The organism is Acinetobacter sp. YH16053 (assembly GCF_013417035.1).
Classification (GTDB): domain Bacteria; phylum Pseudomonadota; class Gammaproteobacteria; order Pseudomonadales; family Moraxellaceae; genus Acinetobacter; species Acinetobacter towneri.
On sequence record NZ_VPEP01000005.1, the window covers coordinates 140332 to 164181 of the forward strand.

At 40.1% G+C, this 23850-nt stretch carries 21 protein-coding genes; 9 read left to right on the forward strand and 12 right to left on the reverse strand.

Annotation, left to right across the window (positions count from 1 at the left end; all coding sequences use genetic code 11):
• Window positions 1–81: 81 nt before the first annotated feature.
• Window positions 82–300: a DUF1653 domain-containing protein gene (locus tag FTV43_RS06520; RefSeq protein WP_004973051.1), complete on the reverse strand. Its 219-nt coding sequence runs from the start codon at window positions 298–300 to the stop codon at window positions 82–84.
• A gap of 252 nt (window positions 301–552) precedes the next feature.
• Here FTV43_RS06520 and FTV43_RS06525 point away from each other — a divergent pair, with 252 nt between their 5' ends.
• Entirely contained in the window at window positions 553–897 is a 345-nt protein-coding gene (locus FTV43_RS06525; protein ID WP_004973048.1) for a hypothetical protein, read from the forward strand.
• Window positions 898–1300: 403 nt separating this feature from the next.
• Here the strand turns inward: FTV43_RS06525 and FTV43_RS06530 are convergent, their stop codons facing one another.
• On the reverse strand, window positions 1301–1816 hold the full coding sequence (locus tag FTV43_RS06530; RefSeq protein ID WP_179995143.1) for a hypothetical protein: 516 nt from the start codon (window positions 1814–1816) through the stop codon (window positions 1301–1303).
• A gap of 159 nt (window positions 1817–1975) precedes the next feature.
• Here FTV43_RS06530 and FTV43_RS06535 point away from each other — a divergent pair, with 159 nt between their 5' ends.
• Window positions 1976–3022: a nitronate monooxygenase family protein gene (locus FTV43_RS06535; RefSeq protein ID WP_179995144.1), complete on the forward strand. Its 1047-nt coding sequence runs from the start codon at window positions 1976–1978 to the stop codon at window positions 3020–3022.
• Between the two features lie 49 nt (window positions 3023–3071).
• On the opposite strand, the gene dusB is transcribed toward FTV43_RS06535, so the two are convergent.
• Window positions 3072–4097 (reverse strand): tRNA dihydrouridine synthase DusB, encoded by a 1026-nt coding sequence (dusB, locus tag FTV43_RS06540; RefSeq protein ID WP_179995145.1) that lies wholly within the window; start codon window positions 4095–4097, stop codon window positions 3072–3074.
• Between the two features lie 84 nt (window positions 4098–4181).
• On the opposite strand from dusB, the gene FTV43_RS06545 reads away from it, so the two are divergent.
• Together FTV43_RS06545 and FTV43_RS06550 are read left to right on the forward strand one after the other, a co-directional pair.
• Window positions 4182–5387 carry a DUF1615 family protein gene (locus FTV43_RS06545; protein WP_179995146.1) on the forward strand — a complete coding sequence of 402 codons (1206 nt, stop codon included), beginning with the start codon at window positions 4182–4184 and terminating at the stop codon, window positions 5385–5387.
• Window positions 5354–6001: an HAD family hydrolase gene (locus tag FTV43_RS06550; protein WP_179995147.1), complete on the forward strand. Its 648-nt coding sequence runs from the start codon at window positions 5354–5356 to the stop codon at window positions 5999–6001. The genes FTV43_RS06545 and FTV43_RS06550 overlap by 34 nt, the downstream gene beginning before the upstream one ends.
• Window positions 6002–6293: 292 nt before the next feature.
• Here the strand turns inward: FTV43_RS06550 and FTV43_RS06555 are convergent, their stop codons facing one another.
• Both FTV43_RS06555 and FTV43_RS06560 read right to left on the reverse strand, forming a co-directional pair.
• Window positions 6294–7388 carry an acyl-CoA desaturase gene (locus FTV43_RS06555; protein ID WP_179995148.1) on the reverse strand — a complete coding sequence of 365 codons (1095 nt, stop codon included), beginning with the start codon at window positions 7386–7388 and terminating at the stop codon, window positions 6294–6296.
• 13 nt (window positions 7389–7401) lie between these two features.
• Window positions 7402–8472: a ferredoxin reductase gene (locus FTV43_RS06560; protein ID WP_179995149.1), complete on the reverse strand. Its 1071-nt coding sequence runs from the start codon at window positions 8470–8472 to the stop codon at window positions 7402–7404.
• Between the two features lie 154 nt (window positions 8473–8626).
• Here FTV43_RS06560 and fabR point away from each other — a divergent pair, with 154 nt between their 5' ends.
• Window positions 8627–9307, forward strand: a complete 681-nt coding sequence (fabR, locus tag FTV43_RS06565; protein ID WP_179995150.1) for an HTH-type transcriptional repressor FabR — start codon at window positions 8627–8629, stop codon at window positions 9305–9307.
• 77 nt (window positions 9308–9384) lie between these two features.
• On the opposite strand, the gene FTV43_RS06570 is transcribed toward fabR, so the two are convergent.
• The 6 genes from FTV43_RS06570 to FTV43_RS06595 form a co-directional block, all read right to left on the reverse strand.
• Window positions 9385–10194: an alpha/beta fold hydrolase gene (locus FTV43_RS06570; protein WP_104852176.1), complete on the reverse strand. Its 810-nt coding sequence runs from the start codon at window positions 10192–10194 to the stop codon at window positions 9385–9387.
• Between the two features lie 411 nt (window positions 10195–10605).
• Window positions 10606–13443 carry an RNA polymerase-associated protein RapA gene (gene rapA, locus FTV43_RS06575; RefSeq protein ID WP_179995151.1) on the reverse strand — a complete coding sequence of 946 codons (2838 nt, stop codon included), beginning with the start codon at window positions 13441–13443 and terminating at the stop codon, window positions 10606–10608.
• A 146-nt stretch (window positions 13444–13589) separates the two neighbouring features.
• Window positions 13590–14234, reverse strand: a complete 645-nt coding sequence (locus FTV43_RS06580) for an RluA family pseudouridine synthase (RefSeq protein ID WP_179995152.1) — start codon at window positions 14232–14234, stop codon at window positions 13590–13592.
• Between the two features lie 486 nt (window positions 14235–14720).
• The gene (hemL, locus tag FTV43_RS06585) at window positions 14721–16022 is read right to left on the reverse strand and encodes a glutamate-1-semialdehyde 2,1-aminomutase (RefSeq protein WP_179995153.1); all 1302 of its coding nucleotides are present in this window, start codon (window positions 16020–16022) and stop codon (window positions 14721–14723) included.
• A 46-nt stretch (window positions 16023–16068) separates the two neighbouring features.
• A complete protein-coding gene (gene thiE / locus FTV43_RS06590) occupies window positions 16069–16689 on the reverse strand; it encodes a thiamine phosphate synthase (RefSeq protein ID WP_096900945.1) in 621 nt (206 codons plus the stop codon).
• A gap of 635 nt (window positions 16690–17324) precedes the next feature.
• The gene (locus FTV43_RS06595) at window positions 17325–17708 is read right to left on the reverse strand and encodes a DUF962 domain-containing protein (protein ID WP_004973016.1); all 384 of its coding nucleotides are present in this window, start codon (window positions 17706–17708) and stop codon (window positions 17325–17327) included.
• Window positions 17709–18218: 510 nt separating this feature from the next.
• On the opposite strand from FTV43_RS06595, the gene FTV43_RS06600 reads away from it, so the two are divergent.
• On the forward strand, window positions 18219–19685 hold the full coding sequence (locus tag FTV43_RS06600) for a CYTH domain-containing protein (RefSeq protein WP_179995154.1): 1467 nt from the start codon (window positions 18219–18221) through the stop codon (window positions 19683–19685).
• A 204-nt stretch (window positions 19686–19889) separates the two neighbouring features.
• Window positions 19890–21356, forward strand: a complete 1467-nt coding sequence (locus tag FTV43_RS06605; RefSeq protein ID WP_179995155.1) for a CHAD domain-containing protein — start codon at window positions 19890–19892, stop codon at window positions 21354–21356.
• Window positions 21357–21461: 105 nt separating this feature from the next.
• Here the strand turns inward: FTV43_RS06605 and FTV43_RS06610 are convergent, their stop codons facing one another.
• Window positions 21462–22094 (reverse strand): hypothetical protein, encoded by a 633-nt coding sequence (locus FTV43_RS06610; protein ID WP_179995156.1) that lies wholly within the window; start codon window positions 22092–22094, stop codon window positions 21462–21464.
• A gap of 108 nt (window positions 22095–22202) precedes the next feature.
• Here FTV43_RS06610 and FTV43_RS06615 point away from each other — a divergent pair, with 108 nt between their 5' ends.
• Together FTV43_RS06615 and FTV43_RS06620 are read left to right on the forward strand one after the other, a co-directional pair.
• Entirely contained in the window at window positions 22203–22604 is a 402-nt protein-coding gene (locus FTV43_RS06615) for a DUF3144 domain-containing protein (RefSeq protein ID WP_004973007.1), read from the forward strand.
• A gap of 140 nt (window positions 22605–22744) precedes the next feature.
• Window positions 22745–23809 (forward strand): amidohydrolase, encoded by a 1065-nt coding sequence (locus FTV43_RS06620; RefSeq protein ID WP_096901876.1) that lies wholly within the window; start codon window positions 22745–22747, stop codon window positions 23807–23809.
• Window positions 23810–23850 lie beyond the last annotated feature (41 nt).

Genomic DNA, 23850 nt, shown 5'->3' on the forward strand with positions numbered 1-23850 from the left:
TTATTAAACTTTGAGCATCCACATAACGATCCAATCTAAAAATAGATTGGATCGTTTTAAATAGGTAAATAACTTCAAATATTAATACACTTCTTGAATCAATTTAAAGCGTTCCTGTTCACGGTCATCATCCAAAGTAATACTCTCCGTGAACATATCAAGCGGTCTGGCCCAAATAGAATAATCGCCATATAAGCATTGATAAACCACCAATTTCTCTTGGGTTTCACTGTGTGTAGCCACATGCAGCACTTGATACAATTGCCCTTTATAATGTTGATAAATCCCTTTTTTAAGCATTTTACAATCCCAATCTTACAGAATGGCATTACTGTACAATAAAAACTGTAACCATTCTTAAGATTTCACCTTATCAGAAAAAATGAATCGCAGCGGCATATTTTTCTCTAATTTATCGTTCTAATCTACACAACAAAAAAAATATCTAAACCCATTACATTATTTGAACAATTTTAAGCTTCAAATTGATTGTTTTTTGGTTATATTCGCATTATCCCATCTTAAGTGGATGTAAAAAAAGGAAACATGATAATGAATAAACTTCTTATTGCTTTAGGTCTTGCTGCCACTGTAGCACTTGTAGGTTGTGCAAAAGAAAAAGCACCAGAAACAGGGGCAACTACGGGTGAACACTTAGAAAACGCTGCGGCTCAAGCTGCACATGATGCCAAAGATGCAACACATGAAGCTGCTACTGCTACAGCAACTGCGGTAGATAACGCAGCGCAAGCAACTGAAAATGCTGCACACAATGTTGCAACAGCAACAGAAAACGCAGCTGATGCGACTGTACAAGCTGCTAAAGATGCAACTGCTGCGACTGCAGGTGCGGTTGAACAAGGTGCTGCAAATGTGAAAGAAAAAGCACAACAATAATTTGATTGTATAAAACAAAAACTCCTGAGCAAGTTCTCAGGAGTTTTTTATTCAGCACGATTTAATTAGGGTCTGTTGACAATTCGTCTATGTTTGCGACATGAGAGATATATCTCGCAAGGTTTTTTAGCTGATATAAGGCATGGGACAGGAAATTTAGTCATTCTAAATGACTGGAACATAACGTAATAGCAGCAAAAAATATGCTTGTTCCCTTGCGCAGCAAACAAAGCAGTGCTTTGTTTTTGCTCATGTGGCTAAAACTTTCACAGATTGCGTTATGAAACTTGAAAATAAACCCGTTATTCCCTGCGTTTCATGCCTAATCTGCTCAGTTTTAGCCTACAGCGCAAGCCATTTATGAAATATCAACAGACCCTGGTAAACCTAAATCCTGCCGCAACTATAACGCCGCTTTTAAATTACAACCATAGCCCATGGTCTGTTGTACTTGGCGGTAACTGGTGTAACGATTCAAAATAAAATCATAATAAGATTCTGCATTGACAAAATTTTCAACCAAATTTTCCTGCTCTGCACGCGGTAATTTTACATCTTTAAGAAAATCTAGATTGTTATGTCCTAAGCGATATAACTCAGCAAAATAACCATTCATCATATCGCAATAAGCAATTTTAGTCGGCTTTAAAGCAGTACTGGCGACCAAATGCTGATTCAAAGTTTGTAAGTTATTTACATCTAAAGGGAATTGATGCGCAAATGCGATATTTTCGACTTGTTTAAATTGTTTGAAGTCTTGCGCCAATTTGACATTTAAAGCATCTATACGCTGTTGTAATGCAGTCGCATCCTGAACCTGATATTGCTTTGGATCAATTTTTACTTGAGTTTGCTGTGGATTGCTACACGCACTTAATCCACACACCACAAGCAAACCACCATAAACGAAAGGCTTCATTAATTTACTCATCAATTCATACATCAGGCTTATTATGCCTGAAAGCATCTGCAAATTTAATGATATCGCTCATCTTAATATTTCATAAGGAAATGACGGATATGATTTGCCAATCTACCTAGAGTTGGGCAAAGTAGATAAAAACATGGAGTAAATAATATGACCTTATTAGAACAACTGAATATAAAGCATCCTATTTTTCTTGCTCCAATGGCTGGCGTTTCTACTCCCGAACTTGCAGCCGAGGTTTCTAATCAAGGTGGTTTTGGCTCACTCGGTTTAGGTGCAAACACGGTAGATGCTGCACGTGAGCAAATTTTACGCACTCAAGAACTGACTGATTTTCCATTTCAGGTCAATTTCTTTTGCCATGAATCAAGTCCACTAGATGAAGTCGCTGCACAAGCGTGGATTGCACATTTTCAGCCAATCTTTGAACGCTATGGCGCAACTGCACCGAGTCAACTAAATTGTATTTATCCAAGTTTTAAAGACCATGATGGATATTTAGATCTTGTACTAGAAACTAAACCACAAGCCGTCAGTTTTCACTTCGGGATTCCGCATGCGCATCAAATTCAGGCTTTAAAAGATGCAGGAATCATTACTATGGTTTCAGCAACCAACTTAGCCGAAGCTCAAGCCATTGAAGCAGCGGGAATTGATGTCATTATCGCCCAAGGCATTGAGGCAGGTGGACATCGGGGTATCTTTAACCAAACTTTTGATAGTGCAATTAAAACCAGCGATTTAGTACAACTGATTCGTGAACATTGTACCCTGCCAGTGGTTGCCGCAGGTGGCATTATGAATGGTCAGCAAGCACAGTTAATGCTGAAATTGGGCGCTTCTACGGTACAGCTGGGTACAGCCTTTGTGCAATGTAAAAGTTCCAATGCCAATCCAGCTTATCGACAAGCTTTATTTCAGCAAAACATTACTCAAATTACCGACAGCATCTCTGGACGCTCTGCCCGTGGTTTAATTAATCATTGGCATACACAAGTAGATACGCCAGATCGTTTAACAGTACCCACCTATCCGTATAGCTATGATCTTGCAAAACAGTTGCATGCAGCAGCCGTTATACAAGGCGAGCAAGGTTATGCTCCGTTTTGGGCTGGTAGTAATGTGAGTCAGATACGTGAATTAGAAGCCGCAGATTTAATTAATCAGTTGGTTTTGGAAATGATTCACGCACGCTAAGTTTACGTACAGAAAACTCAACTGTGTATCACGGTTGAGTTTTAATTTTTTACTTTGTATCTAATAAGTTCACCGCTTCAACCTGCACATCACTCATGATTTCACCATGCGCAAGTAGCTGATTAAAGTAATCTTCCACTACTTTATATTGCTCTGCCGTACTTTCTACTTGATACATACTTTGACGAAATTCATTACTTGAACGTAAACCTTTGGTGTACCAAGCAATGTGTTTACGTGAAATTCGACAACCTGAATATTCCCCATAAAACTCATAAAGCTCGGCTAAATGCCCCAATAAGACTTTTTGAACTTCTGCAATACTCGGTGCGGCAAGCAACTCCCCTGTTGCTAAATAATGTGCAATTTCCCGAAAAATCCACGGACGTCCCTGTGCTGCACGTCCAATCATAATCGCATCTGCGCCTGTATAGTCCAAGACATATTTGGCTTTTTCAGGACTATCAATATCACCATTGGCAATCACAGGAATATTGAGCATGCTTTTCACTTCTTTAATCAGTGAATAGCGTGCACGGTTTAAATACATATCTTCACGGGTACGCCCATGCAATGCCAGTGCAGCAATACCTGCTTGTTCGGCACGTTTGGCAACCCGCAAAATATTTTCCTGCCCATTCAAAAAACCTAAACGGGTTTTAAGGGTTACAGGTACATCCACCGCAGCAACCACAGTATCTAAAATGCGTGCCACCAAATCTTCATCTTGCAATAAAGCCGAACCCGCCAATTTATTGCAGACTTTTTTAGCAGGACATCCCATATTGATATCAACAATTTGTGCACCATTGGCGACTTGATAACGCGCAGCTTCGGCTAAATCATGCGGGTCTGAACCAGCAATTTGTGCAGAAATTGGTGCAAGTTCCCCATCAAAGTTGGCACGATACAAACTCTTTTTACTCATGCGCAAAGTTTTGTCAGAGGTCATCATTTCACTGACCGCATGCCCTGCACCAAAGTACTTGCACAGTGAGCGAAAGGGTCTATCAGTGACACCTGCCATCGGGGCAACGATCAAATTATTTGACAGTTGATAGGGACCAATATACATATATATTCTTAACTTTAACGATTGGCATAGTATACTGCATCTGCCCTTTGGGCTCATCCATTTGGAACGAGTTTTCCCTATACTATGAAAGACACTGTATTCACTTCTTTGATGAAACCCTTCAGCGTGCTTGCTTTATCATTAAGCTTGGCTGCCTGTGGAGATAGCGCATGGTGGTCTAAGGACAATGAGCCAACCCTTGAAGCAGAACAAATCCGCAAACTCATTCCGAATAGGGTCAGTGAGCGTAGTGCTTGGGCAAAAGATATTTACGATATTTCAGAGCAATTGGGCATCCCACAAACCAAAGAAAATATGTGCACTATCATTGCCGTCGTGGATCAGGAATCCAACTTTGTAGCCGACCCTCAAGTCTATGGTCTGGGTGAAAAAGCAGTTAAAGAAGTGCAAGACCGTTTGGATGAGAAATTTAAAGATAAACTGGGCGAAGCCATTGGTGGTACGGTTGCAGGCTATTTTCAGGATGTACTGAAAAACCACCCAAGCCCTGAAGATAACTATTTAAGCCAAATGCGTCGTGTGAAAACCGAACGTGAACTGGATGAATTGTATCGTGAAATTTTTGACTATATGGCCAAACATTATCACGTGTCTGCGCTAACAGGTGCTGCCAAACTGTTTGGACAAAATATTGGCGAAAAACTTAATCCAATTACTACTTTAGGCTCGATGCAAGTACATATTAGCTATGCCAAAGAGCATAAACGCCAAAGCGGTAACATCGCAGAGTTACGCAGCGATCTATACACTCAATATGGCGGATTATATTACGGGATTCATCGTTTAATGATGTACCCTGCCGATTACGATCAACCGCTATACCGCTTTGCTGATTATAACTCTGGCATGTATTCGAGCCGCAATGCCGCATTCCAAAGCATGCTAAATGATTTAACTGAAGCAGAATTAGATTTAGATGGTGATTTGCTGCTTTACGCTAAAGATGGTGGTGTGCGTAATGCAAAGAGTGAATCTGAACGTGAATTAATTGCTGTTTTTGCCAAACATAATATTTTAGTCACCCCACGCCAAATTCGTGCAGACTTAAAAAAAGAAAAAGAAAAGAAATTTGAAGACACTGCAACCTATTTAGCGGTTACAAAACTCTATAAAGCACAAACGGGCAAAGAGCCATTTTATGCCATGATGCCGCAAGTGGTCATTTCAGGGCCTAAACTGAGTCGAGATTACAACACCAATTGGTTTGCTACGCGAGTCAATGGACGTTATAAAACATGCATGCAAAAAGCCAAAAATATAAAAATCTAGCCCTATTTGATTTTGATGGGACCCTGTGCAGCAAAGACAGTTTTACAGGGTTTATTTTCTATGCTTTATCTAAGCGGCATATTTTTAAGCAAGGACTTAAAATCTTGCCTTGGATTCAGGCTTACTATTTAAAAGTTTATCCTACACATGCCATGCGCCCTAAATTGTTTAATGCTATGTTTAAAGATGCAAATACAGCTGAAATATTAGCACTTGCACAGCGCTACGCAGTAGATTTAATACATGATCTTAACCCACAACTATTACAACAATTAAAGCAGCATCAATTCAATGGAGATGAAGTGGTGGTTGTTTCTGCAAGTGTAGATATTTATTTACAGTATATTTGTCAGCAGTTAAATGTCGCTTTGATTTGTACTGAAACAGCAATTGAAAAGCAGCAATTTACAGGGCGATATTCAACACCTGATTGCAGTCAGGAACAAAAGAAAATACGGATTTTAGAACAATATGATTTAGAAAATTATGCAGCTATTTATGCGTATGGTAATAGTGATGAAGATGATGCCATGCTGAGTTTAGCGACTTATTCTTATATGGTGGGTAGTGATCATTCATTGCCAGAAATTGTAACTTATAAAAAACTGGCTTGATTTTGATGAATGATATAATAAAACCACAATTTGAATTGTGGGTTTTTTAAGTTACATGTAGCGGATGCCGCCTATGGTGATTACTTTTTTATACCCAGAATAGAAAATAAAAATAGAGTTTTCTCTTAATAAAATAGCTGATGATTCTGCATAAAAATAACGACTACAACACCTAAAGCAATAAAAAAGGTGACACTTTACAGCATCACCTCTAATTCAAAATAGAAGTATAGTTTTAAACCAAGATCAATCACTTAATCTATTCGTACTAAACAACTCATTTGTAAGTCACTTATTTCTTAAATGGAAAAGCATATTTCACAATACGTTTAAGCACACTGCTGTACTGTTTAACTAAGCTCGCATTGTTGTAGTTCAAGCCATACTTTTCACACACAGCTTGTACTTTTGGCGCCATTTTACGATAGCGACGTGCAGGAATATCTGGATATAAATGGTGTTCAATTTGATGGCTTAAATGTCCTGTCAAAATGTGGAATGCTTCAGAACCTGTAAGATTCGATGAACCACGAATTTGACGCATATACCAGTGACCACGGCTTTCGTTTTGCATCACAGACTTTGGAAATACTTCTACATCCTTCGTAAAGTGACCGCAGAAAATAATGCTGAATGTCCAAATATTACGAATACCATTCGCAACTAAGTTCCCTGTAAACACTGGTAAAGCCGAAGGGCCTGCAATCAATGGAAAGAACACATAATCTTTAAACAATTGTTTTCCAATTTTCTTCTGCATAGGTTGCCATTCTTTTTTGGCTTGGGCTTTGCTTTTACGGCCATTCAAAATTTTACCAATTTCTAAATTCTGAATGGCAACACCCCATTGAAACAGTAAGCAGAAAGGAATGCTGTATAAAGGTTGCAATAAGTAGCCTGATCTCCAACGTTGTTCTGGGAACAAACGCACCAAACCATAACCAATATCATCATCCATACCTTTAATATTGGTATAAGTATGGTGTTTAAAGTTATGGGTTTGACGCCAGTTGTCTGAAGTACCTACCGTATCCCATTCATAACTTGCACCATTGAATTTAGGATCATTCATCCAGTCATACTGACCATGCATGACATTATGACCTAATTCCATGTTTTCCATAATTTTGGCAAAGCCTAACAAGCCTGTACCCAAAACCCATGCTGGCGGGAACCATCCTGCGAACAATAAGGCACGACCTGCCATTGAGCTATAACGAATGGTTGAATAAACACGGCGGATGTATTTAGCATCTTTTTCGCCAATATCATCCAAAACTTCTTGTTTAATGGCGTCTAATTCACGTGCAAGCTCATCTAATTCAAATTGAGTGAGTTCACGGTTTTTAGGATTGCGGAAATATTCTATTTTTACTGGCATATTCATAATCGGAACTCGCTTATAAATCAATAATTAAATCGGTTTGTGCTGAATTGACGCAGATTTTCAATTGGTTATTCGGTTCGCTGTTTTGAACACCATCGACCAAGTTTTTAGTTGAACCTTCAGCCTTGTTGCATACGCATTTATGGCAAATTCCCATACGACAGCCGTATTTAGGTTTAATATTTTGCTGTTCCAGACTTTCTAAAATGGACTTGCCTTTTGGAATAGTGACAATCTTTTTCGATTGAGTCAGTGTAACTTGTACCAAACCAACATCGTCACTTAACACAGGGGTCATGCTAAAAGCTTCTGTTTTCAGCAAAGCAGCTTGTGCAAATAATTGTTCAGCTTGCGTGGTAAAACCCGATGGGCCACATGCAAACACTGCACTTTGCTCAATTTGTGCTAAGTCTTGTAAATGTTCTGCATTTAAACGGCTGTGCGCCACACTCGGCTCTTGGGTATAAAACACTTGAAATTTAAAGTTTGGATATTGTTGTGCCCATGCTTCAAACTGTGCTTTAAATGCTGCGTCTGCAAAGGTTTTTACCCAATACATTAAAGTTACTGGAGTGCTACTAAGACGACCTGATTTCGCCATGTCTTGTAGCAAACTATACATTGGTGTGATACCACTACCCGCTGCCAATAGAATTAAAGGCTGGGCTTGTGCAGGCAGTTGCATATCACCATAAGGCGCACCAAATTCCAAAGTATCACCAACTTTGGCTTGCTCAACCAGCCATGTGCTGACTTTGCCCTGATCAACTTTTTTTACCGTCAATAAAACGTGTTGTGCATCAAGCTGAGTCAAACTATAGGTTCGCTCATAGCGTACGCCTTGAATTGTCACATAAACAGGATGATGCTGCCCTGCTGCGCCAATTTGGAATTTTTTATTGAATTGCAAAGTAAAGCTCACTACACCTTGTGCAGCGGTATCTTTTTTTACAATTTTGCCGAGTGACTGATTCACCGACCATAATGGATTAATTTTTTGCAACCAGAAATTGGCGGCATAAGGGTCTAGTACTGCAGTTGCAATACTGGTTAAGGGAGATTTTCTTTTTTCAGTTAGCTGCATGATTCAGCACCACCCGATGAAATTTTAATTATTATACACATGTATATATATTTGTATATACACCTGTATTGTTTCTAATCATTTCACAAGTACTGGCGCAACCGCTATAATGCCTCCAAGCTTATAAATTATTGAAAATATGACTCAGCCTGCCATGAAAACAAACCATGATGTGACTTTTCCAGAATCTGAAACGGTTCGTGAGCCTCTTGTCGTGCGTACGGTTGGGCGTAAAGCCACCATTACCAAACAAGAATTATTTCAGGCAGCATTAAATTTAATTGGCCCACAAAAAAGTATCGCATCTTTAAGTTTACGTGAAGTTGCACGTGAAGCAGGCATCGCACCAAACAGTTTTTATCGTCATTTTAAAGATATTGATGAACTCGCGATTGAACTGATTGATCGTGCAGGTGTGGTGTTGCGTCAAATTCTGCATGAAGCACGTTTAAAAGCATCTAAACAAAACAGTATTATTCGCAGCTCGGTTGAAGTATTTATTGAACAATTAGATACCGATGAAGGCAATTTAAGTCTGCTATTACGTGAAGGTTATACGGGTTCAACCTCTTATAAGCTAGCTGTTGAGCGCCAATTGAATTATTTCCAGCAAGAATTGCAGGATGATTTAATTCGTTTAGAACGTTTAAATAACAGCAAGTTAGCGCATCCCGATATTGTCGCAAAAGCCATTACCCAGTTGGTGTTTAATATGGGCGCTAAAGTCATTGATATGCCTGCGACTGAACGTAAAGAAACCGCTGAACAAACCATGACCATGATTCGCATGATTTTAGAAGGTGCACGACATTTGGATGATGCCAAAATTCGTTAACATAACACAGGATAAATCGGGCGATTTTCCTGAATCAGGTCACGCCCGTTTGAGCATTTAATTGCTAGACTTCGCTGTTAAGCGTGTTGTTTTTGAATTAATTGCTGCACATGTGTTGCCGTGGTTTCAGGATTTTCCAAAGGAAACATGTGTCCTCCCTCGACCACACTAAACTCAATTCCATAAGTTTTTTGCATGCCTTGCGGTAAACCTTGCAAATAAAATGGGCTATGCCTTGCTGTAATTAAATGCACAGGTACATCCGGGGCTTTGCGTGGTGTGCGCCACCACCATGCAGGTACGGTTCTAAAAATTTCAGCTTCTACCCGTTTTGGAATTGTTAAAGTCACACCACCTCTTTGTGCATCGACTTGTATGCCGCTGGCAAAATAATCTTCAAAACATTGTGCATCAAATTTTTTAAATAAACGGTTATGCCGCAAAGCTTGATAGGCTTCTGCATGGCTAGCCCAATGATCTCGACGCTTCATGGTCACGGCGGCAGGTGTGAGTTGATCTACATATTTCAGTTTAAATTTTTGTAAAATTTCAAATAATGCCGACTTCGATCCAATCACAAAAGGTGGATCCATAATAATCAATTGAGAAAATAAATCTGGACGCTGATAGGCACACATCAGGGTTAATAATGAACCAAAAGAATGCCCTAAACCAATCACTTGTTGCTTTGGAAACTGCTGCTCAATGTCCTGAATCACTTGATGAATCAAATAGGTCCACTTATAGGTCACAGGAAATTCTGCTTGCATACCAATCAGTGGAATTGCCTTTAAATGATAATCTGCTTCAAAACATTGAAAAAACTTTTGATAACTGGCAGAAGGAATACCATTGGCATGGGTAAAATGAATTGCAGCTTTAGTCATTTAAAATACGCTTAAAAGAAGAATATCGGGTCTGTGACTTGATCTATGCGTACGCGCTTACAGATTCAACACTTGGCACATCAATCATAGATAAAAGATCAACAGCCTTTAAACTACGCATACCACTGGGTTTTGCAAATGACCGGAATGCTGAAAAAGATGAATTATGAGTCATTTTAATGACACATAAGCACTGGTTGCTACTTTGTTTAAGTCTGTGATGTGAAAAATCTCGCACAACATTTTTATTGCGATATTAAAAAAGCACCCGCTAAACTGCTCCGTAAAAATGAGGCGCAATGCCCAACTTAAAACGTGCAATTTAGAAGATGCCAAATATTTAAAAAAGTGATTGATTAAAACCGACTCAATACAAATACACCGTCTAGACACCTGTATTGAATGCACTCTTTATGGCTTTACCACCACCATCACCTGAATTGCTTCAGGCGTGACCGACAAACCATCTAATAATGCAACACCTTCTTTTTGCAATTTCTGTAAACGTGTAATTTCATCTTCACGAATACTTGGGTTAAATTGCTTCAAATAGCTTAAACGGTCAATTTCATATTGCCATTTTTTGCTATATACATCTTTAGCTTGTTGCTTAAATTCAGGCAATGCAGCTTTAGCCAACTCCAAAGCCTGTGTATAACGCGCTTCAATCGCGTCACGGCGTGCTTTCACCACTTGACGACAACTGTTGCCATCTAAATGATGTAAATAAGGTTTTAAAATTTCAGGGGCAATTTTTTGCGATAAATCCTGCCCTTTTTCGCTCAATAAGACACGAATGAGTTGCTGTGGCAAGCTTGATGGCAAATTCAGGGCTTTAGGTGCAATGACATCCACTTTGAACCAGACTTCGAGCAACACAGAACCTTGTGGCAAAGCGGCAGATTTTAATACCGCAACGTTGGTGCTACCAAAACCTTGTGTATTGATCATTTCCATCACGCTTTCTGTGAATGGATGCTCTAGGGTCAAATACTGTGCATCTTCACGAATTTGCGCCTGATCACGATAGAACGTCGCGGTCATGCCTTCTTCGTCTAAGGTCAAACCTTGAACCTGCATTTGATCAGTTGGTTTAATAATCACCGTGCCATTGCTTTGTTCATCGAAGTCAATATTGGTCGATGCCATAAAGCGCTTCATAAACATTGGCAACGTGGTATTGTCATCATATTCTTCAAGCGCCTGTACAATTTCTTGTGCAACCACAGGACGGCATGAGTTGTATTCCAACAAACGATCTCGTCCAGCTTGTAATTCAGCTTCCAAAGCTTCGCGCTGCACGCTGACTGCTTCCAGCAAATCTTCAAATTGTTGTCCTAAATCTGCCAATAAGCAGTCTTTTAAATCGACAATAAAGTTTTCCTGCAAGGTTTGTGCAGTGGGTGAAATATTGCTGAAAATATTGAGTGCTTCGTTATACCAACGGAACATACGCTCTTGCGCAGTCCCCACCAAATACGGCACATGAATTTGAATACGGTTTTCTTGACCAATACGGTCTAAACGACCGATACGTTGTTCTAACACGTCGGGATTGGCAGGTAAGTCAAACAAAATCAGGTCTGATGCAAACTGGAAGTTACGCCCTTCTGAACCAATTTCGGAACACAATAAAATTTGTGCACCATAAGAATCTTCTGCGAAATATGCTGCCGCTTGGTCACGTTCTAACAAGCTCATGCCTTCATGGAACATTGCAGTACGAATACCTGCATGTAGGCGCAGCGCATTTTCAAGGGCTTCTACCACAGGGCCGCTACGCGCAATTAAAAGCACTTTTTTATGTTTTAAGTCGCTACGCAAACGCTCCATTAACCACATTACACGCGGGTCAGTTTCCATCCAACTGCCATCGAGCTGTGCTTCTTCTGGCCACATTTGTTCACGTAATTTACCATCTTTAGACCAGTTTTCTGGCGCAGGTAACGGCGCAGGCTGACAATCACGACCTGGGAAACCTTGAATTGCTTCACGGGTATTACGGAACAAAATACGCCCTGTACCATGACGGTCTAATAATTCGTGGATGGCACGGAAACGCTGCTCTGGGTTATCTTCAATGCGATGTCCCAACAAGCCTTCCAGTGCAACCAAATGGCTTTCTTCCAATGCGGCATCTGACATTAAGACTTCGGCAATTTTTGCCGTATGTTGATATTGCGCTTCTTCATCCAAGAAACGGTCTAGTGAACTAAAACGCTGCGGATCGAGTAAACGTAAACGCGCAAAATGGCTTTCTACACCCAGTTGCTCAGGCGTTGCTGTAAGCAATAACACCCCTGCGGTTTGTTCGGCTAATTCTTCGACCAGATCATAACGGTCATTACCACCTTCTTCTTCGCTCCACATTAAGTGATGCGCTTCATCGACCACCAGCAAATCAAAACCTGCTTCTAGGGCTTGTTCGCGTAAGTCATCGTGGTCAATCATTAAATCGACTGAAGCAATGATGCATTGTTCGGTCAAGAATGGATTCAGGTCAGGATCGTGTTCTTTAATAGATGCCGTACGGGTTAAATCAAACAAAGAGAATTGCAGATTGAAACGGCGACGCATTTCAATCATCCACTGATATTGCAGCGAATCAGGTACCAAAATCAGGATACGTTCCGCACGTCCTGTTTTGAGTTGCTGATGGATGATCAAACCTGCTTCAATGGTTTTACCTAAACCAACTTCATCTGCCAATAAGACACGTGGCGCAAAACGCTTACCGACTTCATGTGCAATATAAAGTTGATGTGGAATCAAACCTACACGCGAACCCACCAAGCCGCGCAGTGGGCTACTTTGCATATTGGCTTGCATCAACAAGGCTTCAATACGCAAGTCGTACCATTCTTTATAGTCAATTTGGCTAGCAAGCAAGCGGTCTAATGGTTTTGAAAGTTGGATACTTGCACCAATACGGGTTTCATTCAGTGATTTCTTTTCTTCACTGCCATCTTGCAAACGACGCACTACGTTATAACGCAATACGCCATGACGGTCTTCGACCGATTCAACCGTCCACACATTGCCTTCTTGGTCTTGAACTTCATCATTTACATTAAAAATGATACGCGATAAAGGTGCGTTATTGCGTGCATAGACACGGGTTTCATCACTTTTAGGGAATAAAATGCTGACCGATCGCTCATCTACATCAATCAGAACACCAAGTCCTAATTCCGTTTCTGTGTCTGATAACCAACGTTGACCAATAGCAAACTGCTGCAATTTTTCCACCTTTATTTAGAAGTTAGGACGTATAAATTTTTGCGCAAAACCTGCTGAGTATTTGAGCAAAAATTCAGGGCGTATAGCAATATATTTTGACATAAAGCGCACTAAAAAGAGAGCCTAAAGCACAGGCTTTGCGTAATCTTTTTCGCTTAAAATGGGACTGGGCAAGTAAACTGTACACGTTGCTCAGTTTGTGGATGCAGAAAACTTAATTCTGCTGCATGTAAACACAAACGAGGCATGAGTTGTTGCTGTTCGGGCGTGGCATACAAAGTATCACCAATAATTGGATGACCTAAATATTGCATGTGTACTCGCAGTTGATGCGAACGACCTGTAATCGGCGTCAGTTGCACACGAGTCACAATTTGCCCCTGCAATTCAAATTGCTCCAATGCACGCCAATGCGTTAACGCAGGTTTGTTATGGGTTGCATCGGCAATGTGTAATGGAGGATGTGCAGGATCATAGACCACAGGCACATCTACAGTGCCTTCACCTTGCAGTTGCCCTGCCACCAATGCCTGATAGGCTTTATCGGTTTGGCGTTCTTGAAACTGACGCGAAATTTGTTTTTGCGCCCATTTCGTGAGTGCAAATACCAAAATACCCGAAGTATCACGATCTAAGCGATGAATCAGCAAAGTGCGCGGCTCAATTTTAACTAGACGACTCATCACACAATCTTGCAAATCTGCTGTTTTACCTGGAACGGTGAGTATGCCAGCGGGTTTATGTATCACCATAAACTCATCGTCACGATGAATCAGGTGTTCGCTTAGAAAATTACTCAATTTCAATTCCGGGCCGATCGTGAAAACAAGGCGGCAATAATAAAAAGCCTGACACAGAATTACAATGCAAAATACATCAATTCCCGATGAATTTTCCGATTTACATTCCTGAATCAGACAATCTGCTGAATTTTAAATCAGCCTGCTTTTAGAAATGTGGGTTTTATAGCATGCAGGAGGCTTTGTTGCATAAATATTTTTTAAGATACTGTTTTAAAGGTTTTTAAAATTTGGATAGAAAAATACAATGAAATCATAGTGCAAGATAGTTGCACAACAAAGCCGTTCTGAAGCTATATCTTTGATGGCGGGAGCAAATGAAGTAATAGGATTCATATTTAGTTTGACCAGGCTATTTTAGTGTTTAACAAGACGCTGATCTAAGCCTTTGATATTAAATTGAAGAGTATGTCTTCAATTTAACCTAAAGCATAGATATTTTGGAGATATCTATGCCTTTTAGGACAGTGTTAAGCAGAGGTCAAATTACGCCTTCATTTCCGCAAATGTTTCTTTTGCAGCTTGAATGGTGTAGGCAATATCTTCATCACTATGCGCAGATGAAATAAAGCCTGCTTCAAAAGCAGATGGCGCCAAGTTCACACCACGTTGCAACATTCCGTGGAAGAATTTACGGAAAGCATCGACATCGCAATTCAGCATAGAATCAAAACTGGTGATGTCATCTTGATCAGTAAAGTACAAACCAAACATCGCACCAACTTGTTGTGTCTTGAATGGGATACCTGCTTCATCTGCTGCTGCTTGCAAGCCTGCCAACAATTTTTCCAATTGCGCAGTTAAGTTTTCATAAAAACCTTCGGCACGTAAATGTTTAAACATTTCAATGCCCGCACGCATCGCCAACGGGTTACCAGACAAAGTACCTGCTTGATACACTTTACCTAATGGTGCAATACACTCCATGATTTCGCGTTTACCACCAAATGCGCCTACTGGTAAGCCTGCACCAATAATTTTACCAAGCGTGGTTAGGTCTGGTTTAACATTATAATGTGCTTGAGCACCGCCCAAGCCAACACGGAAACCAGTCATCACTTCATCAATAATAAAGACTGAGCCGTGTTCATCGCAGACATCACGAATTGCTTGCAGGAAACCATCAATTGGTTTAACCAAGTTCATGTTGCCCGCAACTGGCTCAACAATCACCCCTGCGATTTCAGCACCAAACTTTGCAAAACATTCTTTTAAAATGGCGATATCGTTATACGGTAAAGTCAGCGTGTGTTTGGCAAAATCGACAGGAACACCCGCAGAAGTCGCTTCACCTTCACCACTGGTTAAAAGTCCAGAGCCTGCTTTGACCAACAGCGAATCTGAGTGTCCATGATAGCAACCTTCAAATTTGACGATTTTGTCACGACCTGTATAACCACGCGCCAAACGAATTGCGGTCATGGTGGCTTCTGTACCTGAGTTGGTCATGCGAACCAACTCAATTGAAGGCATAATTTCGCAAATAATATCGGCCAAAGTCGTTTCATGCACCGTTGGCGCACCAAAACTCAAACCATCTTCGGCTGCAGCTTGCACCGCCTGAATAATAGCAGGATGGGCATGACCTAAAATCATTGGTCCCCAAGAACCTACATAGTCGACATAGCGTTTGCCATCGACATCGTACAAATAAGCACCTTTGGCTTTTTCAATAAATACAGGGGTTCCGCCTACCCCGTTAAATGCGCGTACAGGTGAATTGACACCACCTGGAATATGCTTATTGGCTTGTTTAAACAATTGTTCTTGCTTTGGAGATAAGCTCATGGAGGCACTCAACTCAAAAAATAAAATAAAAAATTAGCTGTCTGCTTTAAGTGTCTGCTTTGAAAAGTGCAGACCAATCATAAACACGCTGTGCAACAGTATGCATCGGACGTCTTAATATATCACTAATCACTGCACATAAATCTGCACCTGCTTCAATGACAGGCTGACTGTTTTCAACAGTTAAACCACCAATCGCGCAAATTGGCACATTGAGTTGTTGCTTCGCCAGTGTGAGCGTGTCTAATGTAAGTGTACTTGCCTCAGGTTTAGTTTCAGTTGCATAGACTGCACCAAAAGCAACGTAGTTTGCACCATCGGCAATGGCTTGCTCTGCCAATTCAATCGAGTTATTACAACTGCGACCAATCAATACATCTTGTGGTAAACGTGCAACCGCTTCAACAATAGAGCCATCTTCTTGACCCAAATGTACGCCAACACCATATTTCACTGCAGTTTCAAGATCATCATTAATCACAAATGGCACTTTGTATTGATCACACATCGATTTCATATATTCAATTTCGTATGCCTGCTGAGCTTGAGGCACATTTTTACGGCGATATTGCAACACCGCGACTTCATAAGTTGCCATCGCCCCTTCTAATTTTGCCAAAAGCAGTTCGATAGGATCATCATTGGTAATCAAATATAAACCGCGCATAATCTCAGCCACAAATAATACAAGGTCTGTATTATTACACATTCAGGCGGCATGCGTCAGAACCTCAGGCTCAACAAGTTTTTTTATATAGGCTCTATAAGCTTCTATTTTGTTTGGGTTTTATTAAGTCAAAATGTTAAAAATACCAAATTCTAGTGATAGCGCTAAAAGCTAGATTTAGCTTTAATTGAACTGCGCAAAACAAGAACTGTAACCAGTTCAATAAGATATGGATATTAAAATCCATATGGGTGACTATAGCGAATAACGACATATTTATGTTACCCATTTAGACACATGATCATTTGTGCCAGAGCGCATGTGGGGGTGCGACAAATGATCATGTGTCTATATTTTTATATCTTACTTTCAGTAATCTACTTACCATATATTCTTGCTTAAAGATGAATGATTTCTGATTTAACGCAACTTGAAATTTTTCGCATAAAAAAAGCCTAGAGAAAGGTCACTCTAGGCTTGGAAAGTCACAAACTTTTATCAATAAATTTGATGACACATTATTAGAATATTCACTCTATCATTTCAACAAAAAATTAATTTTATTTGTACATTTTTTATGAAAATAATCACATATCGTCTAGTTTTTGCCTAAACGGTATAACTAAACACTCAATTCAACTTGGAATTTTATCTTTAGCACGATCTTGCAAACTTAAATGACCACGTAAAACATCTGCAAACATCCGCCAGTCTGAAATAAAACTATACACAGGCTGTTTAAAACTGGCAGGTTTATTTTTTTCAAAAACAAAGTGCCCGACCCATGCACAGGCATAGCCTGCTAGCAAACCATAGAGTACATATTTGGCTTTTTTCTGGCGTATGGCCTTGCTCACACAATATAAACCGATACTGCTGCCAACAACGTGCAAACGACGGCTCATGATGTTGCGGTGTTCAGTTAAATAAAAACGGTAAAATGTTGAATAGTCCTGAATTGGCAATTCAAACTTGGGGTCTGGTGTCGGCTCAAATTCGGGCTTTGATGCTGCGTTCATGTTCATCATCCTGATGTTTATAGATTTGAATTATTTTTGCTACGCTCAATAGACACTTTAAACTAAGCCAAAAAAAAACCAAACTCAAGGGTCTGTTGACACTTCGTCTATGTTTGCGACAACGCATATTTTTCAGCTGATATAAGGCATGAGACAGGAAATTTAGTCGTTCTAAATAACTGACTCATAACGCAATAGCAGCAAAAAATATGCTTGTCCTGAAAGGCTGTGGCTAAAACTTTCTCAGATTGCGTTATGAAACTTGGCAATAGTCTCGCTATACCCTACGTTTCATGCCTGATCTGCTCAGTTTTAGCCTACAGCGCAAGCCATTTAGGAAATGCCAACAGACCCTAAAAAAGCCAAGGTCAAGCCTTACTTCTTGGCATATTTTAGTTACAATCAAACGCACTTTTGCAAAACCCTAGTTCTGCAATTTTCACAAATTTATAATACCAATTTGTTTGCCGCTGCTTTGGCGCAACATGCTTTACGTTCAGGATATTTTTCATGGTCGAAGTTGAATTAAAATTTCAAATTCCAGTCGCACGTCGCACGGCACTACTCAAAACTTTAGACCCGAAAAAATCGACCCAGATTCCATTAAAAGCACGCTATTTTGATACATCCACACACAGTTTGTCCCATCATGGTATGGCGTTAAGACTGCGTTTAGAAGGCGAGCAATGGGTACAAACTTTAAAAGCGGCAGGTCAAAGTCATTTTCATAGTTTTGAACATAACCATCCGCTTGCAGCAACTGAAAATCCAGATACCCCACCTCAACTTGATCTGCAAATTTATCAAAACATTCCCGAAGCACAACAATTGCTAAATCAAGCTTTGGGGCAAAATTGGGATCAGTTAAAACTACAGTTTGAAACTGATATTCAACGTACCTCACGACTAATGACCATTGAAGATACTGACATTGAAATCAGTTTAGATGTTGGTCACATTCGTTGTGCAGGTGCCGAAGTTGAAGTACATGAGGTTGAGTTTGAACTGAAACAAGGTTCAATTCAGCAATTGCTAGCATTTAGTTTTGAATGGGTTAAAAAATTTCATTTATGGTTAGATGTACGCAATAAAGCAGAAATTGGACATTTGCTTTCTGTGCAGCAAAAAGTCAGCCCTGCGGCTCAGAGCAAAGAATTTCAATTCAGTAAAAAAGACCATGCAGACCAAAATTTACGCCTGTTAATTGCACAACAATTACAGCATTTATTGCCTAATATTGCCGCAATTTCTGCACAAGTTGCCGAGCAAAACCATATTGATCAGGCGCAGCTTGCTTTGCAGCATTTACAACTAACGCTGTCCTTATTTAAAGATTGGTCTAAGCATTTAGGCGACAAATGGGCCATGCAAATTGCAGCATTTAAACAACATTTTGATCACTTACAGCACTTAGAACACATGCAAGCCACACTCGGCGCGTTTTTACAGAACCCGACGACTGCAGAAAACCTAAAAAAAGATACCTTGTACGCCCAAGAAAAATTGGTCAATTTAGTCCGTTCAACGCAAAATGTGCATCACTATTTAGAATTATTGATGTTTAGTTTAGCCGCGAGCGATCACTCGGGTTTAGACTTAAAAACTGCCGCACAAAACACGTTGCAACAGCAATATAAGCAGTTGCATGAACAATTACAGCACAGTGATATTCACGATTTTGAAAGTTTAGATCAACTGGCTTTGCGTATTCAGGAACTAAAATTTAGCTTCCCCATTTTGACGCATATTTATGATGTCAAAAATTTGCAGAAATATAGTAAAGCTTTGAATGATGCACAGCTTGCAGCACAAGAATATCAAGTGTTGGCATCTTCTGCAGCATACATTCAACAAACTGAATTGGAAGCGAGCGACTGGTTTGTTTTAGGTTGGCTCACTGCAAAACAGGAAGTGTATGCACAGCGTTTATTGGAAGCGACAGAACAATTTATGGTGAGCCGTAAATTCTTAAAATAAGTATCCTTAACATCCTCAAAGCACACGCTAAAAATACTGCAATACAACGGCAACCTTGTGAATATTCATTCGGCTGCTTTGTGTTAAAAACTGAATACAAATTATTTTATTTTTCAAGCTTTTGTTCACAGTTCTCCCCTTGTTCATTTATAGATTTACACTATAGTAAAGAGAACTTATCTTGTTTCATCGAGGGCATTCCCGATGTCTGAAATAGAATTAAAATTTCAAATTCCACACAACTATCGTGCGGCATTTGAAAAAGCATTTAAAAAGAACAAACTGGTTCAACAACAACGCTTATGGGCTAAATATTATGATAGTCCTGAACAGCACTTAGCCAAGCAACGCATTGCCCTGCGTCAGCGTTTAGAGGGCGATATTTGGAAACAAACTTTAAAAGCGCCTAGTCCACAACATTATGAACGCTTTGAGCTTGAACATGAATTAGGACATGATGCGCCTGAATTGTGTGATTTGGCATGTTATGAAAATCATAAACAAGCACGAAAGATTTTAAAAAAAGCCTTAGACGGTTCAGAGGTAGATTTAACCCTGCAGTTTGAAACCGATGTTTTACGCTACAGCCAATTGGCACATTATAAAAACAGCCAAATTGAAGTTGCTTTTGATTTAGGTGAAATCCGCCAAAGCAAAAATTCGGTTGAAATTTACGAAGTTGAGTTTGAACTGAAACAAGGTGAAATTGCAGACTTAATTGCCTATATTCAGCCGTGGATTAAAAAATATCATTTATGGCTCGACACACGCAGTAAATCGCAGCGTGGCAATATGCTGTATAACAATGAAACCATGATTCCTGTACAGCAGCAAAGTACCTTGCAATTGCAACACCCCGAAAATATGCATGAGTTGTTGGCGCAAATTACCCAGAATTGTTTGGCACACTTGCTACCCAATGCAACTGCGATTGCCAGTCAAGATTATGCCAGTGGGCATGTGCATCAAGCGCGTGTTGCCATTCGACGTTTACGCAGTGCCTTAAAAATTTTTGCTGAATATGATGCACTGGCAAATCACAATTGGGAAAGTCAATTGGCTACCCTCTTTCAGCAGTTAGGTTCAACCCGTGATCAAGATGCTTTGCGTGAAAGTCTGATTCCGCAACTTGAAAGCGCAGGCTCACCTATTACCGAGCTACCACCTGCAGCATCTGAAAATATTGCGATTGATGCAATTTTTCGCTCACCAACCACAACCTTATTACTGTTACAACTCATGAGTTTTGCACATTCGGCTGCGGTTGCAGATACAGAATCAAAACCATTGAAAAAAGTGTTACGTAAACGCTTGCAGAAAATGCATCAACAAATTTGTGATGATGCAGGTCATTTCCAAACCTTAGATGTGGACTCTAAACACCGCACACGTAAGCGTGTGAAACGCTTACGCTATACCGTGGAGTTTGTGAGCAGTTTATTTGCAGAAGATGATGTCAAAACATATTTAAAAACTCTAAAACCATTACAGGAAACTTTAGGACATTTTAATGATTTGATGGTGGCACAAGGTTTATTCGAAAGCCATACCCAAGCGGAACCGAAAACATGGTTTGTATTGGGATGGATTGCGTCTGAAGAGCGTCATATTTCCATACAGATCGAACAGGATTTACAGCAGTTTGCTGAAAGTCAGCCTTTTTGGTCGTAGTTAAAGTTTGATCATCAATCAATGATCACCTTTAAGCTCAACAGAGATGCATTTCATTTTGAGCTTTTTTATATTTAATCTTAATATTGCACACTTTCTAAAAGCTTAACGATATTTACCAAACACTTTCCATGTTTGGTTATCCGCTAAAGGGTCTTGATAGCTGTCACTACGCTGCTTACGTGGCTTATCTCGGGCATCGACCAGTTCAAAATATGGTTCGACACTTAATACAATACCATTCACATAAAAACGGGTGCGCGTGTAGTCACTTTGCCCATGCTGAAATACATAAGTACGCAAATCAATAAACTCACGATGTGCCACCAGTGCTGCATTGTCATCACTGTCTAACCAACGCTGCATGAGCTGAATTTCCTGCGGTTCAAATTGCCCACATTTTTCGATCAGGCAGGCAATCCCCCGAAAAGTTTTCGATTCTTTGGCGCGGGTTTTATTCACTCGAATCCGATCGACATGAAAATAAAATAAGGGCAAGTTCAAATGACTGGGTAAATGCACCGCATCAATGACTGCATCTTGCATAAAAGGCTGAAATAAATCCTGTGCACGTTCAATCAACCCTGTCCATTGTTTATAGTATTCTGCTACTTCTGCGCGTGTTCCATAATAAATCGGCAAGCCTTCAACATGGGCAAGTTGCACGGGTGGCCAAATATTTTGACGTAATAAAGCAATGTCGCTTTTTAAACTTTGTACCGCAATCGCATCTTGCATCAACCACTCCAATTTTGCTTAGGCTATTTTTAGCTTAAGGCAAAGGTTTTGTTTCTGCAAGGCTTTGCCTATAATGAAACATTCAGATTTTTAGCTTAGGAAAAATTCATGGTTCAAAAGATTGAAGCAACCGATGTAACCGAAGAAGAAGCATTAAATGCGGCTTTTTTTGAACGTGCCGATGAATTTATTAAACAGGCCAATGGCTTCTGTCATTTTGAAAAAGGCTCCACAGTAAAACCTGCCGAAATTCGTGGTCAGGTGAGTGCTGCCATGTTATTTGCTACTGCACGTTTTAATACTTGGGTGGCAGCCAATAATTTTAAAGATGGCAATGAAATGCGCGATGCCAAAGACCAAGTTATGTCATATATCTTGCAGCAATTTCAAATGATGCTTGAAGATAACTATGATGAATATTGCGAACAGTTTGAAAACTATTTGCGCTTCCGTCACAACGAAGAATTTCATACCCATAAACATGATCACGACCACTCGCACGATCATTAATTTTGCATATAAACAAAGCCCTACGGGGCTTTTTTATTGCGGCTAATTTTCAAACTTGTAGATTTCGATAAATAACCCTTCCCTTTTGTAACATGATGGCTTTGAATAGTGAAATAATAGCGTCATAAAACAGGATCATTATGCAGAATCTAGGATTTGCACTCATTGATGCACATATTCATCAGTGGGATCCGTATAACACGCCACACAGCGCACGACTTGCTGTTAAGCTTTTGGGCAAGCATCCCAATTTGCTAGATAAAACCATCCGCCTGATAAAACCGAAAACACTCATTGAAACTTTGGGACGCACCGAGCACGTCACATCGCCCTATTTACCTGAGCATTATGCCCGCGACTTAGGTTTTTATACGGCTGAAAAAGTTGTGCATATTGAAGCCAATTGGCACAACCATAAAGGCAAAGGTGTAGTTGGTGAAACCGAATTTATAGAAAGTCTGGATTTTAAAAATAATGGTTTGGCTTTGGGCGCGATTGTCGCCACTGCAGACCCGCGCGATTCTAATTTTAAGAAAATTCTAAAATTACATCACAAAGCCTCTCCAAACTTCCGTGGAATTCGTAAAATGGCAGCCGTGCATGAAGATCACGGGATTTTCTCTTGGGCAGACGAACCACATTTATATCGGAACAAAAAGTTTCTAAAAGGTTTTGAAGCTTTGGCGCAATATAATTTAAGTTTTGATGCATGGACGTATTCGACCCAATTGGGCGATGTCTTGGCGCTGGCTAAACAATTTCCAGAAACTTCTATTGTACTTGACCATTTGGGCACACCTGCAGGGCTGTTCGGGCAAGTTGGCACACATACAGGCGTGACCAAAACAGCACGGGAAAACATTCTGTTTCGTTGGCAAGAAGATATTGCCGAGTTGGCACACTGTCCAAATGTTTACAGCAAAATTTCAGGGTTATTTATGCCTGTTTTAGGACATCAATTTCACTTGCAAAAACGTGAAGCCTCAAAACAGGAAATTATAGATTTAACTGCACCACTGATTCAGCATGCCTTACAAAGCTTTGGAATATATCGGTTGATGTTTGCTTCCAATTTTCCAATGGATCGAGTGAGCACGTCTTTGGTCAATTTAATTGATGCGACTAGTGATATTGTTGCGGCCTATCATCCAAATGCTTTGCAGCAAGTGTTTCATCATAATGCCAAACAGTTTTATCGTTTATAAAGCTTTAGCCAATTGAGCATAGATAGCAAACTTGAAGACAA